The organism is Mesorhizobium sp. M7A.F.Ca.MR.245.00.0.0 (assembly GCF_003997415.1).
GTDB lineage: Bacteria > Pseudomonadota > Alphaproteobacteria > Rhizobiales > Rhizobiaceae > Mesorhizobium.
In genome coordinates this window covers 21,807-38,245 of the sequence record NZ_RZTE01000038.1, presented here as the reverse complement: position 1 = coordinate 38,245, position 16,439 = coordinate 21,807, and the positions used below count along the sequence as shown (strand labels likewise).

The following is a 16,439-nucleotide window of genomic DNA, read 5'->3' as shown; positions in this document are numbered from 1 at the left end:
GCCGTCTGGATCGAAGCGGTGGTGAAGTAAGCCGACGAAAAAGGGCGGCCGAAGCATCGCTTCAGCCGCCCTTTCCTTGGTCTGTCCCGGCAATCAGCCAAGCTAAGCCTGACTGACTACAACGCGATCTGGCTTACGCAGCCCGCGCCGCCGGACGCTTACCGCCGAAGCGGCGCTTGTTGTTGCCCTTGAAGGCCGGCTTGGCGCCATCCGGCTTGCGCTCGCCGGCGAAGGCAGGCTTGTCACCGAAGCGCTTCTTGCCAAAGCCGTTGCCCTTGTTCTCGCCACCGGGCCGCCTGCCGTCGCGACGGCCATTGCGGTCGTTGCGATCATTGGCCGGCTCGAAACGCTCGTTCTTTTCAGCCGGATTGCGCAGCGGATCGGGGCTGCCGAGATGGTCGGCAACGATCGGCAGCTTGGTGCGGATGATGCGCTCGACCTGGCGCAACTTGCTGTTCTCGGAAGGATCGCAAAGCGTGATCGCGATGCCGTCCATGCCGTTGCGGCCGGTACGGCCGATGCGGTGGACGTAGCTCTCGGCTTCATCAGGCAAGTCGAAATTCACGACATGGCTGATGCCGGGGACGTCGATGCCGCGCGCCGCAATGTCGGTCGCCACCAGAATGCGCACCGAGCCGTCGCGGAAATCGTTCAGCGCTTTCTGGCGGGCATTCTGCGACTTGTTGCCGTGGATGACGGCGGCCTTGAAGCCGTCGCGCTCGAGGTCCTTGGTCACCCTGTCGGCACCATGCTTGGTGCGCGAAAAGATGATGACGGACTTCATCGCTTCATCGGCGAGCATCGTCGACAGAACCTGGCGCTTCTGCTTGGTGCGGGCAAAGACGACGCCCTGCACGATCTCGGCCGCCGCCGTGCTTTGCGGCGCGACTTCGACACGAATCGGGTTCTTCAGCAGGCCCTTGGCCAGTTCGGCGATTTCATTGGGCATGGTCGCCGAGAACAGCACCGTCTGACGGTCGGGCGCCGTCGCCTTGGCGATGCGCTTGACGTCGTTGATGAAGCCCATGTCGAGCATGCGGTCGCCTTCGTCCAGCACCAGCCATTTGGTGTCGGCAAGCACGAGGTCGCCCTCACGCACCAGGTCGGTCAAACGGCCGGGCGTGGCGATCAGGATGTCGACGCCGGGAGCAACCTTCTTCACCTGGCTGAAGCGGGACACGCCGCCGAGCACAAGCGCGGTCGAGACATGCGCGCCCTTGGCGAGGATCTTGATCGTGTCTTCGATCTGCACGGCGAGTTCGCGCGTCGGCGCCAGGATCAGCGCACGCGCCGTCTTCGGCCGGCGCTTGGTGCCAAGCGCAATGATCTTCGACAGGATCGGCAGCGCGAAGGCTGCGGTCTTGCCGGAGCCGGTCTGGGCGATGCCGAAAATGTCACGGCCTTCCATCTGAGGCGGGATCGCCTGTGCCTGGATCGGCTTCGGCTCGGCGAAGCCGGCGTTGTGGGTGGCCTTGAGCAGCGCGCCCGTAATACCCAGTGCCGCAAAACCGGTGAGTTCCGCAGTGCTACCGGGCAAAGTGTTTTCGTTGGTCAAAATAATCTTCTTTCACGCGGCTTCTGGCCGCAAACATCGATGGCGGCAGGGCGCAACCTGCCGTCGAAAAATCTGTGATGAACGACAAGGCGGGCGGACGTATTCGTCCACTCGGCTGCGCTGTCGTGCCCGCAGGCATCATGCCACGGGGCTTTTTCGCCGCTTTGTGATTTACCGGAAAAAGGGCCGATATACCGGAAAGAGGGAAAACAGACGCAACCAGTCTCATTCGTCGAGAAGGCCGGATTCGTTCCCGGCCCAAGCGCCTATGGGCTGCATATGGCTGAGTTCGCCGCCAAATGCAAGGGGCGTCATGCTGCAGCGCAACAAAACCCGTGGCGCAAGCGGCGCTTGCGCTCGCTTGCCGGCACGATTACCACGAAATGCCACTGGCTTGGGAGGTAATCGATGAAAGACGTTCTCAAGGAACTCGAGCGCCGCCGCGAGATTGCCCGCATGGGCGGCGGCCAGGCTCGCATCGATGCCCAGCACAAGAAGGGCAAGCTCACCGCGCGCGAACGCATCGAGGTGTTTCTCGACGAGGGCTCGTTCGAGGAATTCGACATGTATGTCGAGCACCGCTCGACCGACTTCGGCATGGAGAACACCAAGATCGCCGGCGACGGCGTCGTCACCGGCTGGGGCACCGTCAACGGCCGCCCGGTCTACCTCTTCGCCAAGGACTTTACCGTATTCGGGGGCTCGCTGTCGGAAGCGCATGCCGAGAAGGTCATCAAGGTGCAGGAGATGGCGCTGCGCAACCGGGCGCCGATCATCGGCCTCTACGATGCTGGCGGCGCGCGCATCCAGGAAGGCGTGGCAGCACTCGGCGGCTATGCCGAGATTTTTCAGCGCAACGTGCTGGCCTCAGGCGTCATTCCGCAGATTTCCGTCATCATGGGGCCGTGCGCCGGCGGCGACGTCTATTCGCCTGCCATGACCGACTTCATCTTCATGGTGCGCGACACTTCCTACATGTTCGTCACCGGACCGGATGTGGTGAAGACCGTGACCAACGAGACGGTGACCGCCGAGAGCCTCGGCGGCGCCTCCGTCCACACGACGAAATCCTCGATCGCCGACGGCGCCTATGACAATGATGTCGAGGCGCTGTTGCAGATGCGCCGGCTGGTCGACCTGCTGCCGGCTTCCAACACATCGGAGCTTCCCGAGATCGAATGCTACCAGTCGGTCACCGATCATGATTTGTCGCTCGACCGGCTGATTCCCGACAACGCCAACAAGCCCTACGACATCAAGGAACTGATCATGAAAGTTGCCGACGAAGGCGACTTCTTCGAGATCCAGCAGAACTTCGCCAAGAACATCGTCACCGGGTTCGGGCGTGTCGAGGGCCGCACCGTCGGCTTCGTCGCCAACCAGCCGATGGTATTGGCCGGCGTGCTCGATTCCGACGCCAGCCGCAAGGCGGCCCGTTTCGTGCGCTTCTGCGACTGTTTTTCGATCCCGATCGTCACCTTCGTCGATGTCCCGGGCTTCCTGCCCGGCACCGCGCAGGAATATGGCGGGCTGATCAAGCATGGCGCGAAACTCCTGTTCGCCTATGCCGAGGCCACCGTGCCGAAGATCACCGTCATCACCCGCAAAGCCTATGGCGGCGCCTATGACGTGATGGCGTCGAAACATCTGCGCGGCGACATGAACTATGCCTGGCCAACGGCGCAGATCGCGGTGATGGGCGCCAGGGGCGCGGTCGAGATCATTTATCGCAAGGACATCGGTGACGCGGAAAAGATCGCAGCCCATACAAAGGCTTACGAGGATCGCTTCCTGTCGCCCTTCGTCGCCGCCGAGCGCGGCTATGTCGATGAGGTGATCATGCCGCACTCGACCCGCCGCCGCATCGCGCGCGCGCTACGCATGCTGCGCAACAAGGACATGCAGAACCCCTGGAAGAAGCACGACAACATCCCGCTGTGAGGCGTGGCTGGGCATCTATCCGAGGTAACCGTCGGGCAGCTCACTCCTCTTCCGCCGCGCCAAATCCCGCCCCCATGGTGGCGCGGACAGGGCTGCCCCATGGCGTCGCGTGACTGTCGATACGCATCTGGAAGATAAAGTAAGTCGGCGAGCAGAAGCCGATGCCTTTGACCTTGCCGATGCCCGGCGTGTCAGGCGGCAGCGACTGGCACATATAGTCCTCGCGGCAGAAATGATCGGCCGAACAGGCCGGCCGGTTGCCGCGATTGACGGCGCCGCCAAGGCATTGGTCGAAATTGTTGGTGGCCACGCAGATGTCGAATTTCTTGCCGCCGACTAGCCCGCAGATCTCGTTCGGCATCGGCTTGCCGGCCTTGAAGGCCGCGAAGTCGCGGTCCTTGTCGTCGCAGCCGCGATAGGCGATGCCGCCAGGCACGCCGATCTTCGGCGGACGGCAGGTGTAGGCGGTACGGGAAATGTCCCGGGCGAAGGCCGCGAATTGGCCCGATTTGCTATAGCGGTCGTTGAAAGGCTGCGCCGCGTTGCTGGCGATCGAGCCGGTCAGGCAGGGGTGGCCGGAAAACATTTTTTCGCTGTCCTTGGGCAGCAGGCATTGCGCCAGTTTCGTGTGCACGCCTGAAGCGGTGGCCAGCGGCGTGCAGACGGTGCCGCCGTCGCATTGCCAGGTCGCGCCGAACCGCGCGGCATCTTCCGGCATCAGGCACGGCATGGCCATCTCCGCCGGCGCATAGTCGACCGCGTCGGCGTTCGTCCAGACCGCCGGCGGCGCAAAGGAGAGCGGACGGAAGCGGTTCGGCTGCTTGCCTTCGGCCGTGGCGGCGAGCCACGCCTGGCGCCGCGGGATCTCGGCATGAAGATGCGGCGAAATCCCGACCTCGATGCGGTTCAGCGGCGATGTTGTCTTGTCGTCTAGCCCGATGAAATGGAAACCGGCGGTCGAACCGGCCTGATGGCAACCCTGGCAGGCGCCATTGTCCAGCCGCTCGACCAGCGCTTCCGGCGTGCGCAGCAGTTTCAACGCGGAATAATCGAGCGATGCGAATTCCTTGGGCTGGAATAATTGCGTAAACGGATGATTGGCCTGCCGCGCGCTGCCGAAGGTCGACCATGATATGATCTTTCTGGCCAGGAACTCGTCGGGGATTTCATAGACGCCTTCGTCGACCGCCGGCAGATTGGCGCCGACATAGGCGGCAAGCCGTGCTTTCAGCGCCGCGTCCTGCGAGAGCCGTGCGGTGTCGGGCGTGTTCTCCAGCGGCTTCTCGCTGATAGCAGCGCCATAGATGCCGAATACCCGCATGAGATAGGCCGCCTGCCCGCCGAACTCGGTTTCCTGGCCGGACGGGAAGCGAACCACCTGCGCGTTGAGCTCCAGCTGCTTGAAGGTCAGCCCGGCCTTCTCCAGCGGCCCGCCGGTCAGCCAGCCGGCATCGACGCTCTCGTCAAGCTGTGGCGCCCAGCGTCCGGCAGTGCCGACGCAGCCGCCATCGGCATCGGGCGCGGCGCTGTAGACGGCATTGAAGTTGAAAGGCAGGCGTGATGCCAGCAGCTTGCCGTTCTTGCGAAAACTGTAGGCCAGGCGGTAGATGAAGCGCACCTCGCCGCAGCTCCTGTCGCCTTGCAGCGGCATGAAATCGCGACGGTCGAGCCGGTTGACGACGCCGACCAGACGGAAGCGCGCGGCGTCGGTCTTCAGCCAGCGCACATCCATGATGCGGCCGACATTGCCGTCTGTCACCTCGTAGAGCGGCCGCCCGCCGGCCTTCATCTCGGCGCGGAGCGCCGCAACATCGGAGGCAACGATGTCAACGATGGCGTGATAGGCGGGGGCCTCGCCGTAAAGCGTCTTTAGACCGTCCTCGCCGTCAACCCCCAAAACATCGGCGAAGCCGAAACCCCCGGCATCGAGCGCGGCGAGCACCGCCGGATTGTCGATGACGGTTACAGGGCCTTCGGCGCGCGCCGTCGACGCCACGAAGGCGATAAAGAAAGTGGCAAGCAAAAGAGCAAAGGGACGGCTCATGGAGCGGCCGTGCGCGCGTCGAAGAGTTCACGCAACACCGGCAGCAGCGCCAGCGGCAGATCCTCGGCGATCAGGCCGGGTCCGAACCGGCTGCCGGCTTCAGCGTGTAGCCACACCGCTGCGCAGGTGCCCTCGAAGGGCGGCATGCCTTGTGCGAGCAGACCGGCGATGATACCCGACAGCACGTCGCCTGACCCGGCTGTGGCCAGCCACGGCGCACCATTGGAATTGATGGCTGCCTTGCCATCAGGCGCAGCTATGACCGTGTCGGCGCCCTTGTAGACGATCGTTGCGTTGGCCCGCGCGGCAGCCGCTCGCGCCTTATCCAACTTCGACATGGTTTTGTCTCCGGCCACATCTGGGAACATGCGGCCGAATTCAGCCTCATGCGGCGTTATCACCAACACTGGAGCGTTTGGCTGACGGGCGGCTTCGAACAGCGCCTGCGGCTGATGGGCCAGAGAGGTGATGGCATCGGCATCAAGCACGATCGCTCCTCCGTGGTTTGCAGTTTGCGATGCGCGTGCACCCTCCGCCAAGGTCTTGATCAGTTGCAGGGCGAAATCGCCGACCTTGGGCTTTGGCCCGAGCCCCGGTCCAAACACCAGCGCCTCGGGATGGCGCGCCGTCAGAAATTCCTGCACCTCCTCGAGTGACCCCGCCTCTCGCAGCATGATCGAGGTGAGGTGTATCGCGTTCACCTGCATGGCATTGCCAGGCGACAGCACGGTGACCGCCCCTGCCCCGCTTCTCGCGGCGGCCATCGCCGACAGCCGCGCTGCGCCGGTAGCACTGGGACCGCCGGAAAAGACGCCGACATGGCCGCGCTTGTATTTATGCGCGTCCACCGCCGGCACCGGAAATTCCCGCAACCACAGGTCCGGCACATTTTCGAAGGTCGAGACGGCGAGCTGGGCGATGATGCCGTCATCGATGCCGATATCGGCGAGCACGATCTCACCGCATTGCCCGCGCCCCGGCAGCAGCAAGTGGCCGGGCTTTTTCCGCGCGAAGGTGACGGTGACCTCGGCGCGAAACGCCCTGCTCAATATTTCGCCGCTGGCTCCCGAGACGCCCGACGGCAGGTCGATCGCGACCACAGGCAGGCGCAGGGCTGTCACGGTATCGACAGCTTTCGCGGCATCGCCGGACAGCGGCTTGGACAGCCCTGCCCCATAGAGCCCGTCGATCACGATCGAGCCGAATTCGGCGTCGAAATCAGACAGCGGCCGGGACTTGACCAGGGATTCCGCGGCGGCGAGCGCCGCATCGCTTTCCGGCCTCGGCGCTCCGGATGACCAGATCGTTGTGCCGACGCCGCTGCCGGCCAGGAGGCGTGCGACGACATAGCCATCGCCGCCATTGTTGCCGAGCCCGCAGAGCACATGGATGTGCTTTGCCGAGGGATAGCGCTTGAGCACCTCGGCCGCGACCGCTTCGCCCGCGCGCCGCATCAGGCTGATTCCATCGGCCGGACCGGCCGCGATCGTCAGCCGATCAGCCTCGCTCATTTCGGCCGGGGAAAGAAGTTCGTTGCTCATGGATTGCCGATCCGCATGCTATCAAGCATTGTCCAATTTCGATCCTAAGCAAACAAGGGGGAGTTGCCGAGATCTGCAGCCATAACGTCGGCACGAAGGCATCGCGGGCAGAAAATTGCCTGCGGGATAGGCGATATGCCTGATTTTTGTGCGGACGCGGGTGCTGGCGCTGTGTAGGCTCAGGCAGCCCATGCCGCTTCCGGCGCAGCGAATGACGCGAATTTGCATCCCGATGCGGCGCGGCTTTGAAATCTTATGAGACCGCTTCGAATCCGCTGAATTGGCACAGTTCGTGCTTGATGGAGGCGCAAGCGGGGGGTCACAACCCGTTTTTTTGGCAGTGGAGGCCACTTTTTACATGAAAAAGATCGAAGCGATCATCAAGCCATTCAAGCTGGACGAAGTGAAGGAAGCGCTTCAGGAGGCCGGACTGCAAGGCATAACCGTCACCGAGGCAAAGGGCTTCGGTCGTCAGAAGGGCCATACCGAACTCTACCGCGGCGCCGAATATGTCGTCGATTTCCTGCCCAAGGTGAAGATCGAGGTCGTGCTTGGCGACGACGCGGTCGAAGGCGCCATCGAGGCCATCCGCAAGGCGGCCCAGACGGGCCGCATCGGTGACGGCAAGATCTTCGTCTCCAACATCGAGGAAGTCGTGCGGATACGCACCGGCGAAACGGGCATGGACGCGGTCTGAACCGACCGCCCCATCCTCCTGAAAACGTCATCATCAAAAAAAGTCATCACACAGGGATACACGACATGACGACAGCCAAAGACATCATGAAGCAGATCAAGGACAACGACGTGAAATTCGTCGACCTGCGCTTCACAGACCCGAAGGGCAAGCTGCAACACGTGACGATGGATGTCATCGAGGTCGAGGAAGACATGTTCGCCGATGGCGTGATGTTCGACGGCTCGTCGATTGCCGGCTGGAAGGCCATCAACGAGTCCGACATGGTGCTGATGCCCGACCCGGAAACGGTTCACATGGATCCGTTCTTCGCCCAGTCGACCATGGTCATCCTGTGCGACATCCTCGATCCGGTTTCGGGTGAATCCTACAACCGCGATCCGCGCGGCACGGCCAAGAAGGCCGAGGCTTACATGAAGGCCGAAGGCATCGGCGACACCATCTATGTCGGCCCGGAAGCCGAATTTTTCGTCTTCGACGACGTGAAGTACAAGGCCGATCCCTACAACACCGGTTTCAAGCTCGACTCCACGGAACTGCCGTCGAACGACGACACCGACTACGAGACTGGCAATCTCGGCCACCGTCCGCGCGTCAAGGGAGGCTACTTCCCGGTGCCGCCGATCGACAGCGCGCAGGACATGCGCTCGGAAATGCTGACCGTGCTCGCCGAGATGGGCGTGCGCGTCGAAAAGCATCACCATGAGGTGGCGGCGGCGCAGCACGAACTCGGCATCAAGTTCGACGCACTGGTACGCAACGCCGACAAGATGCTGATCTACAAATATGTCGTGCACCAGGTCGCCAATGCCTACGGCAAGACGGCGACCTTCATGCCGAAGCCGATCTTCGGCGACAACGGCTCGGGCATGCACGTCCACATGTCGATCTGGAAGAACGGCAAGCCGACCTTCGCCGGCAATGAATATGCCGGTCTGTCGGAAAGCTGCCTGTTCTTCATCGGCGGCGTCATCAAGCATGCCAAGGCGATCAACGCCTTCACCAACCCGCTGACCAATTCCTACAAGCGCCTGGTGCCGGGTTACGAAGCGCCGGTTCTGCTCGCCTATTCGGCGCGCAACCGCTCGGCGTCCTGCCGTATCCCGTTCGGCTCGTCGCCGAAGGCCAAGCGCGTCGAGGTCCGCTTCCCCGATCCCGGCGCGAACCCCTACCTCGCTTTCTCCGCGCTGCTGATGGCCGGCCTCGACGGTATCAAGAACAAGATCCATCCCGGCCAGCCGATGGACAAGGATCTCTACGACCTGCCGCCGAAGGAACTGAAGAAGATCCCGACCGTCTGCGGCTCGCTGCGCGAAGCCCTGCAAAGCCTCGACAAGGACCGCGGCTTCCTGAAAGCCGGCGGCGTCTTCGACGACGACCAGATCGACAGCTACATCGAGCTGAAGATGGCCGAAGTGATGCGCTTCGAAATGACCCCGCATCCGGTCGAATACGATATGTATTACTCTGTCTGAGCCTTCAATCTCAGACTAAGATACGCCATAACAACCAAGCCCTTGAAAGACTTCCCTCTTTCAAGGGCTTTTTGCTGCGCTCCAATAGGAATTGCCAGCCGACCGGCATGTCTCGCCTGCGCGGCAGCCACGCATGGACAGCCATATTGGTCTTTCGTCTTCGACGATCATACGATGCCTGGATTCTGGACCCACGGTCCATCGGAGCGGCCGGCCTGAGCGCGTCGGTCCGGTGACTTCAATCACTACTCGGCGATGTCCGGTGAAGATCAAGGCGGCCGGTCGGTCGCCAACGTTGGAGCCAGGAGCGAGCGGAGCACTGTCTCAGGCTACAGTGACCGCTCGTCCGGCGCCCACGCCAATGCCGCCGTTCAGAAAACCCCGCCCGTCCGAACAGCATTGCGTGACGTAACCCCAAGGCCTGCGAATACGCATGCCGTAGCGTGATCTGTCAACGCTGCAAGCCGGGCCGCGAATGACCGATTCTGCTGTATGAACAGATGCTTATGGAAGGTCCATTGCCCCAGATAAGGGCTGGAAAAGGCGCTTTTCCGGGCTTTATAGGGAGTGATCGCCGGAGGCTCACATGGCTGCGGCCAGAACTTCCGGGCGATTTGCGACCGCGTGAATTCCCTGACTTTTTCTGGGTATGTTTTACCAGGAATGCCGTCAGCCGGGTAACGGCCAAAAAAGAACCCCGGCGCGAAACGCCGGGGTCATCTTGTCATGCAGTCCGAAACGCTTACGCGGCGGCCGAAACCTGAGCGCTTGCCGGAACCGAGGCGATCGTCTTCAGGATCTGCGAGGCGATCTGGTAGGGGTCGCCCTGCGAGTTCGGACGGCGGTCTTCCAGATAACCCTTGTAGTCGCTCTTGATGAAGGAATGCGGCACGCGGATCGAGGCGCCACGGTCGGCAATGCCATAGCTGAACCGGTTCCACGGCGCGGTCTCGTGCTTGCCGGTCAAACGCTTGTCGTTGTCCGGGCCGTAGACGGCGATGTGATCCATCAGGTTCTTGTCGAAGGCCGCCATCAGCGCTTCGAAATAGGCCTTGCCGCCGACTTCGCGCATATAGGCGGTCGAGAAATTGGCGTGCATGCCCGAGCCGTTCCAGTCGGTGTCGCCGAGCGGCTTGCAATGGTATTCAATGTCGATGCCGTACTTCTCGGTCAGGCGCTGCATCAAATAGCGGGCCATCCACATCTGGTCGGCGGCTTTCTTGGAGCCCTTGCCGAAAATCTGGAATTCCCACTGGCCCTTGGCCACTTCGGCGTTGATGCCTTCGTGGTTGATGCCGGCGGCGAGGCAGAGGTCGAGATGCTCCTCGACGATCTGGCGCGCAACGGAGCCGACATTGGAATAGCCGACGCCGGTGTAGTACGGACCCTGGGGTGCGGGATAGCCGCTCTCGGGGAAGCCGAGCGGCCGGCCGTCCTTGTAGAAGAAATATTCCTGCTCGAAGCCGAACCAGGCGCCCTCGTCATCGAGGATGGTGGCGCGCTTGTTGGAGGCATGCGGCGTGACGCCATCGGGCATCATGACTTCGCACATGACCAGCACGCCGTTGGTACGGGCGGGATCCGGATAGACCGCAACCGGCTTCAGCACGCAATCGGAGCTGTGCCCTTCGGCCTGCTGGGTCGAGGAACCATCGAAGCCCCACAGCGGCAACTGCTCGAGATCAGGGAATTCGGCGAATTCCTTGATCTGCGTCTTGCCGCGAAGGTTGGGGACCGGGGTATATCCATCGAGCCAGATATACTCGAGCTTGTATTTCGTCATTCTAGCCTCTCGTTGCTTGATCACCGAACACTGAACGGCGTCGACATGCGTCTGCCGTCAGCAGCCGGCCTGCCGCATTCTTAAAATGCAATTCGTGTGCCATTCTTGGTGTGAAGGGTGCGGCAAAATTGACCCGGTATCCACCCGAAGTCGGTGATCCGCCTAAGCGATGCGTTCCGATCAATCACAGTCGTTCTTTGCACAAATAGTGTGCAATTGCTGATCTTTTCATAGGCATATTGCCTAACTTGATTGCAGACCTTATCTTCGGATCAAGTTGAATCGAAAAGGTTCGGCAGAAGAAAGGAACCCGGCAATGGAAATCATTTCCACACGACCGTCGGCCACAATTTTGATGTTCCCGGTGGCAGCGCGCGCCGCTGCCTCAAATTTGAGCGGCAAGGCTAAGTTTGCGGCAGAGCTTGCCTCGCTGCGTGGTGCCCGCGCAGACTTCGGCGACGGCTGGTACCATGAGGCAGCCATCGAGGGTGAGACCCGGGGCCGCAAGAGCTGACACAAAGGGCAGCAGCCCTCGCCAACGAATTGGCCTAAAAAGAGAAAGCCCGGCGCGATTGCTCGCGCCGGGCTTTCTTTGAACACCGGGCCTGCCTACTCCTTGGCGTGCAGGTCGGTGCCGAGCGTATCCTTGACGAAGATCATGCCGATGACCAGCGTTATCGCCGCGATCACCACCGGATACCAAAGGCCATAGTAGATGTCGCCCTTATAGGCGCTGAGCGCGAACACGGTTGCCGGCAGCAGGCCGCCGAACCAGCCATTGCCGATGTGATAGGGCAACGACATGCCGGTGTAGCGAATGCGGGTCGGGAACATCTCGACCAGGATCGCCGCGATCGGCCCATAGACCATGGTCACGAACAGCACCAGGATGAACAGGATGCCGATCGTCATTGGCCAGTTCACTGCTGCAGGATCGGCGAACATGGCGAACGCGCCACCACCCGGAATGTTGTAGACGGTGACTTCGGGTGCGCCCGCCGCCTCGTCGGTGGTCAGCAGCTTGTCCTTGACTGCCTGGTCGATCGGCACCGTCGCCTTCTCACCGGCACGGATGGCAGCGGCGTCCAGCTTCAGTTCCGGGTTGGCGGCAACAAACGCATCGAGCTTCTGGTCCGCAACCTTGGCTGCCGCGCGCTTCAGCGGATAGCCGCCGTCCTGCAGCGACATGTTGACGGCCTTGATGAAGGCGGCTTCCTTGGCCTTGGCCTGATCGCCGGCGGCGATGGCGTCATAGGACTCGACCGTCTCGTTGCCGATCTTGACAGATGCGGGTGTGCCGGCGGCGGCCGTCGACACGACGTCATAGGGAACCGAGTTCTTGGTCAGGAACGAGGTCGCGATATCGCAGGATGTCGTGAACTTCGCGGTACCCACCGGATTGAACTGGAACTTGCAATCTCCAGGTGCCGCCGTCACCGTCGCCCGCGTGTTCTGCTGGGCTGTGGCAAGCGCCGGATTGGCAGCCCAGGTCAGTGCCTTGAACAGCGGGAAGGTGCATACAATCGCTAAGGCAAGGCCCGCCATGATGATCGGCTTGCGGCCGATCTTGTCGGAGAGCCAGCCAAAGACGACGAAGAAGATCGAGCCTACTGCCAGGGCGATCGCGATCATGATGTTGACCGACTGCGCGTCGACCTTGAGCACGTTGGTCAGGAAGAACAGCGCGTAGAACTGGCCATTGTACCAGACCACGGCCTGACCGGCGGTGAGGCCTAGCAGCGCCAGCAGTGCGATCTTGGCGTTCTTCCATTGGCCGAAGGCTTCCGTCAGCGGCGCCTTGGAGCCCTTGCCCTCATCCTTCATGCGCTGGAAGGTCGGCGATTCGGAAAGCGAAAGCCGGATCCAGATCGAGATGCCTAGCAGCAGGAAGGATACGAGGAACGGAATACGCCAGCCCCAGGCAGCATAGTTTTCCTTGCTCAATGAAGCCTGTACGATCAGGATCACAACCAGCGACAGGAACAGGCCCAGCGTCGCCGTGGTCTGGATCCACGAGGTATAGTAGCCGCGCCGGTTGTCCGGCGCATGTTCGGCGACGTAAGTGGCCGCGCCGCCATATTCGCCACCCAGTGCCAGGCCCTGCAGCATGCGCAGGATGATCAGGATCACCGGAGCGGCGATGCCCAAGGTCGCATAGCCAGGCAGCAAGCCGACCAGGAAGGTCGACAGGCCCATGATCGTCATGGTGACGAGGAAGGTATATTTACGGCCGACAAGATCGCCGATGCGGCCGAACAGCAATGCGCCGAACGGGCGCACCAGGAAGCCGGCAGCGAAAGCCAGCAGCGCGAAGATATTGCGGGTCGCTTCCGGGATGGCTGGACTGAAAAAGGTCGAACCGATGAACACTGCCAGCGAGCCGTAGAGATAGAAATCATACCATTCGAAAACGGTGCCGAGCGAGGAAGCGAAGATGACTTTCTTCTCCTCCCGCGTCATGGCGCGGCTTGCTCCGCCGGCGGTCGATGCTATTGCCATTTCGTTATCCTCCCGTGAGACCCGTTCTCGATGCTGCGCGACACCGTCCGCGTTCTCCTCCGAGCACGGACTCAACGACAGCCATTCGGGAAAAATGACAGAAAGCGCCCGCCAAAGGCAGCGCGTCTTTGGGATTATGACTTTGGTATTAGGTGCGCTGCGGGATGAAACCGGGCGAGTTGGGAAACCCTTAGCCCTTGAGCGCTTCCAGCAGGCCGACAGCAGCCATCATGTCGTGCTTGCGAGCCGCGCGGCGGGCAACGGCTTCGGCGTCCTGCCCCCAATGCTCGATCTGCCAGTCCTCGTCGACATGAGCCGCGGCCCATGCAGCCTCAGCGTCGATCTCGCCGAAATCGACAGCCAGCGCCAGCAGCGCCGAACCTGTGAGCGACGTCATCACATGGATGGCGGCGAGACGCAGCGGCTCTGTTCGCTGGGCAAGATGGCTGCCCAGCACCGCGATGGTCTCGCGCGGCTGCTCGACATGGATGATCCCCTCGGCGAGATTGAAGCGCACCCCAAGTGTTCCCCTCGCCCAGTCTATCACCGAGTCCCAATGCTGGTTCTGCCGCTCCACCAGCCCTTGCGGCGCGTCGGCGCGGTAACAGAGCAGATCGGACGAGGCGAAGCGCAGAATGTCTTCCAGCACCGCCTGCGGGTCGCTGGCGACGCCATCGATGGCGGTGTTCACAAGCCGCATCACCGGCATGGTCACCGGATTGATGGTCTCGCTTTGGGTGGCGAACTCGTCGGCGACGAGCGCGGCTGCCGCCTCGGTAGGCACTGCCAGCAGCGCCTTGCCCGGCGTGCGCACCGGCTTTCCGTCGAGATGCACGGCAAAGCCGCCTTCGACCGGCGCGACCGAGACGGTCTTGTAGAAGCGCTTCGGCAGAGGCGTCTTCATCTGGATCTGGGCGCGGCGCACCGGATCCGGATCCGAAAGATATTTGCCCGCTTCAAGGTCGTTGAGGATGTCACGCATAGAAGGTCTCTCTTACACCGGCGTCAGCTTGCGCACTGGCCGGTTGACGATGATCAGGCCGGCGGCAATCAGGCCAAGTGCCAGGAAAATGCGCATGGTCAGCGGCTCATTCAAGAACATGGCGCCGCACAGCACGCCGAAAACCGGCGACAGGAAAGTGAAACTGGACAGGCCTGACGCCGGATAGCGCCGCAACAGCCAGAACCACAGCACATAGGTGAAGGCGACGATGTAGACAGCCTGGAAGAGCAGCGCCAAGGTCGGCAGCACGGTCGGGTCGCGAACGGGCGGGCCGGCGAGAGGCAGCACCAATATGCCGACGATCGCTGCCCCGGCGAGTTGGTAAAGCAGAAGCTTCTCGGCGCTCGCCTCGACCAGCTTCGACCGCTTGATGAGGATGTTGGTCAAAGCCCAGAAGAATCCGGAGCCGAGGCTCAGCAGATCGCCGAACAGCATGTCTCCGCCGCCGCCAAGCTTGTCGGAAAACACCGCGACAAGGCCGGCAAAGGCCAGCAGCAGGCCAAGGAATTTCCTCAATGTGATCTGCTCACCGAGCAGGAAATGGCCGCCGAGCAGCATCCAGAACGGCATCGTGTTGACCAGCAGCGTGTTGCGGGCAACGGTCGTATGCTCCAGGCCGACATAAAGGCAAAGGAACTCGATGCCGAAAAGCGCGCCAACCACGATGCCGGCGAGCAAGGTCCCGTCGCGCGTGAAAAGCGCGATGCCGCGCCACCGGCACCAGGCAAAGACACATAGGCCGCCGATGATCGAGCGCGCGATCGACAGGAAGACCGGGTCATAGCCGGCGTAGGAGATCTTGGCGGCGACGTAATTCAACCCCCAGGAAAAGGTCAGCCCGACCATGATGGCGGCGGCGGCCATGTCGACCGTGTCGCGCCGGTCGAGCGCGTCACTGGCGCCGCTCACGATCAGTCCTCCGCGCTGGCGTCGTCGAAGCCGATCAGGTTCCAGCTCTGGCGCATGTGCGGCGGCATTGGCGCGGTGACATCGATGACGCCCTTGTCGGGATGCGGAATGATGATGCGGCGGGCGTGCAGATGCAGGCGGTTTTGAATGCCCCCTGGAAAGTCCCAGTTGGTGTCGGCCTCGAAATATTTCGGATCGCCCAGGATCGGGCAGCCGATGTAGGCGGCGTGGACACGAAGCTGGTGGGTGCGGCCCGTATAGGGCTCCATTTCAAGCCAGGTCATCGTCTGCGCAGCCTGCTCGATGATGCGGTAGTAGGAGACGGCGTGATCGGCGCCCTTTTCGCCATGCGCGGCGACACGCACGCGGTCACCGTCCGGCGTCGGCTCCTTGATCAGCCAGGTCGAGATCTTGTCCTCGCGCTTGGGCGGCACGCCCTTGACCAGCGCCCAATAGGTCTTCTTGGTCTCGCGGGCGCGAAACGCTTCCGAGAGCTTCATGGCGGCCAGCCGGGTGCGGGCGACGACCAGAACACCCGAAGTGTCGCGGTCGAGCCTGTGAACCAGTCTGGGCTTCTCGCCCTTCTGGCTGCGCCAGGCCTCCAGCATGTCGTCGACATTGCGGGTGACGCCCGAGCCGCCCTGCACCGCAAGGCCCGCCGGCTTGTTGAAGACGAAAACCTTGGGATCTTCATGGATCAGCATTTTCGACAGGACATCGGCATCGCCCTGGTTGCGGATCGAGTGGCCGGTCAGCGCACTCTCGCCCTTCTTGTCGACCTCGAGCGGCGGGACGCGAACCATCTGGCCGGGCTCGACACGGGTGTCGGCCTTGACCCGACCGCCATCGACACGGATCTGGCCGGAGCGCAGAAGCTTCTGCAAATGGCCGAAACCAAGGCCCGGGAAATGGGTCTTGAACCAGCGGTCGAGCCGCATGCCCGCCTCGCCGGCCTCCACCGTGATCTGTTCAACGCCTGCCATGTTTTTTGT

At 62.3% G+C, this 16,439-nt stretch carries 12 protein-coding genes; 4 read left to right on the top strand and 8 right to left on the bottom strand.

The genetic code is table 11. The features are described from left to right. Positions 1 to 133: 133 nt before the first annotated feature. Positions 134 to 1,555, bottom strand: coding sequence for a DEAD/DEAH box helicase (locus EOB80_RS27390; protein WP_023812066.1), 1,422 nt, complete (start codon positions 1,553 to 1,555; stop codon positions 134 to 136). Positions 1,556 to 1,963: 408 nt separating this feature from the next. Between EOB80_RS27390 and EOB80_RS27385 the strand changes: the two genes are divergently transcribed. Next, a complete protein-coding gene (locus EOB80_RS27385; RefSeq protein WP_127330920.1) occupies positions 1,964 to 3,496 on the top strand; it encodes an acyl-CoA carboxylase subunit beta in 1,533 nt (510 codons plus the stop codon). A 40-nt stretch (positions 3,497 to 3,536) separates the two neighbouring features. On the opposite strand, the gene EOB80_RS27380 is transcribed toward EOB80_RS27385, so the two are convergent. Together EOB80_RS27380 and EOB80_RS27375 are read right to left on the bottom strand one after the other, a co-directional pair. Continuing rightward, positions 3,537 to 5,540 carry a hypothetical protein gene (locus EOB80_RS27380; protein WP_127330918.1) on the bottom strand — a complete coding sequence of 668 codons (2,004 nt, stop codon included), beginning with the start codon at positions 5,538 to 5,540 and terminating at the stop codon, positions 3,537 to 3,539. Beyond that, a complete protein-coding gene (locus EOB80_RS27375; RefSeq protein WP_127330916.1) occupies positions 5,537 to 7,081 on the bottom strand; it encodes an NAD(P)H-hydrate dehydratase in 1,545 nt (514 codons plus the stop codon). The genes EOB80_RS27380 and EOB80_RS27375 overlap by 4 nt, the downstream gene beginning before the upstream one ends. A gap of 358 nt (positions 7,082 to 7,439) precedes the next feature. Here EOB80_RS27375 and EOB80_RS27370 point away from each other — a divergent pair, with 358 nt between their 5' ends. Together EOB80_RS27370 and glnA are read left to right on the top strand one after the other, a co-directional pair. After that, a complete protein-coding gene (locus EOB80_RS27370) occupies positions 7,440 to 7,778 on the top strand; it encodes a P-II family nitrogen regulator (RefSeq protein WP_006205430.1) in 339 nt (112 codons plus the stop codon). A 65-nt stretch (positions 7,779 to 7,843) separates the two neighbouring features. Continuing rightward, complete coding sequence (gene glnA, locus EOB80_RS27365) at positions 7,844 to 9,253, top strand: type I glutamate--ammonia ligase (protein WP_027038720.1); 1,410 nt, start codon at positions 7,844 to 7,846, stop codon at positions 9,251 to 9,253. A 742-nt stretch (positions 9,254 to 9,995) separates the two neighbouring features. On the opposite strand, the gene EOB80_RS27355 is transcribed toward glnA, so the two are convergent. Further along, positions 9,996 to 11,036 carry a glutamine synthetase beta-grasp domain-containing protein gene (locus EOB80_RS27355; RefSeq protein ID WP_127260164.1) on the bottom strand — a complete coding sequence of 347 codons (1,041 nt, stop codon included), beginning with the start codon at positions 11,034 to 11,036 and terminating at the stop codon, positions 9,996 to 9,998. A 316-nt stretch (positions 11,037 to 11,352) separates the two neighbouring features. On the opposite strand from EOB80_RS27355, the gene EOB80_RS27350 reads away from it, so the two are divergent. Further along, positions 11,353 to 11,550 carry a DUF2735 domain-containing protein gene (locus tag EOB80_RS27350; protein ID WP_127330914.1) on the top strand — a complete coding sequence of 66 codons (198 nt, stop codon included), beginning with the start codon at positions 11,353 to 11,355 and terminating at the stop codon, positions 11,548 to 11,550. A 95-nt stretch (positions 11,551 to 11,645) separates the two neighbouring features. Here EOB80_RS27350 and EOB80_RS27345 read toward each other — a convergent pair whose 3' ends face one another. The 4 genes from EOB80_RS27345 to EOB80_RS27330 form a co-directional block, all read right to left on the bottom strand. After that, the gene (locus EOB80_RS27345) at positions 11,646 to 13,535 is read right to left on the bottom strand and encodes an MFS transporter (protein ID WP_127321607.1); all 1,890 of its coding nucleotides are present in this window, start codon (positions 13,533 to 13,535) and stop codon (positions 11,646 to 11,648) included. Between the two features lie 190 nt (positions 13,536 to 13,725). Further along, on the bottom strand, positions 13,726 to 14,517 hold the full coding sequence (locus tag EOB80_RS27340) for an ATP12 family chaperone protein (protein ID WP_127270981.1): 792 nt from the start codon (positions 14,515 to 14,517) through the stop codon (positions 13,726 to 13,728). A gap of 12 nt (positions 14,518 to 14,529) precedes the next feature. Further along, positions 14,530 to 15,402 (bottom strand): DMT family transporter, encoded by an 873-nt coding sequence (locus EOB80_RS27335; RefSeq protein ID WP_164748929.1) that lies wholly within the window; start codon positions 15,400 to 15,402, stop codon positions 14,530 to 14,532. A gap of 47 nt (positions 15,403 to 15,449) precedes the next feature. Continuing rightward, positions 15,450 to 16,430, bottom strand: a complete 981-nt coding sequence (locus EOB80_RS27330; RefSeq protein WP_127271590.1) for an RluA family pseudouridine synthase — start codon at positions 16,428 to 16,430, stop codon at positions 15,450 to 15,452. Positions 16,431 to 16,439: the final 9 nt, after the last annotated feature.

Bases quoted from the DNA above. Each gene is read 5' to 3' on its own strand.
- EOB80_RS27385 (WP_127330920.1), top strand. From the start codon at position 1,964: ATGAAAGACGTTCTCAAGGAACTCGAGCGCCGCCGCGAGATTGCCCGC.
- EOB80_RS27380 (WP_127330918.1), bottom strand. From the start codon at position 5,540: ATGAGCCGTCCCTTTGCTCTTTTGCTTGCCACTTTCTTTATCGCCTTC.
- EOB80_RS27375 (WP_127330916.1), bottom strand. From the start codon at position 7,081: ATGAGCAACGAACTTCTTTCCCCGGCCGAAATGAGCGAGGCTGATCGG.
- EOB80_RS27370 (WP_006205430.1), top strand. From the start codon at position 7,440: ATGAAAAAGATCGAAGCGATCATCAAGCCATTCAAGCTGGACGAAGTG.
- glnA (WP_027038720.1), top strand. From the start codon at position 7,844: ATGACGACAGCCAAAGACATCATGAAGCAGATCAAGGACAACGACGTG.
- EOB80_RS27355 (WP_127260164.1), bottom strand. From the start codon at position 11,036: ATGACGAAATACAAGCTCGAGTATATCTGGCTCGATGGATATACCCCG.
- EOB80_RS27350 (WP_127330914.1), top strand. From the start codon at position 11,353: ATGGAAATCATTTCCACACGACCGTCGGCCACAATTTTGATGTTCCCG.
- EOB80_RS27345 (WP_127321607.1), bottom strand. From the start codon at position 13,535: ATGGCAATAGCATCGACCGCCGGCGGAGCAAGCCGCGCCATGACGCGG.
- EOB80_RS27340 (WP_127270981.1), bottom strand. From the start codon at position 14,517: ATGCGTGACATCCTCAACGACCTTGAAGCGGGCAAATATCTTTCGGAT.
- EOB80_RS27335 (WP_164748929.1), bottom strand. From the start codon at position 15,402: ATGGCCGCCGCCGCCATCATGGTCGGGCTGACCTTTTCCTGGGGGTTG.
- EOB80_RS27330 (WP_127271590.1), bottom strand. From the start codon at position 16,430: ATGGCAGGCGTTGAACAGATCACGGTGGAGGCCGGCGAGGCGGGCATG.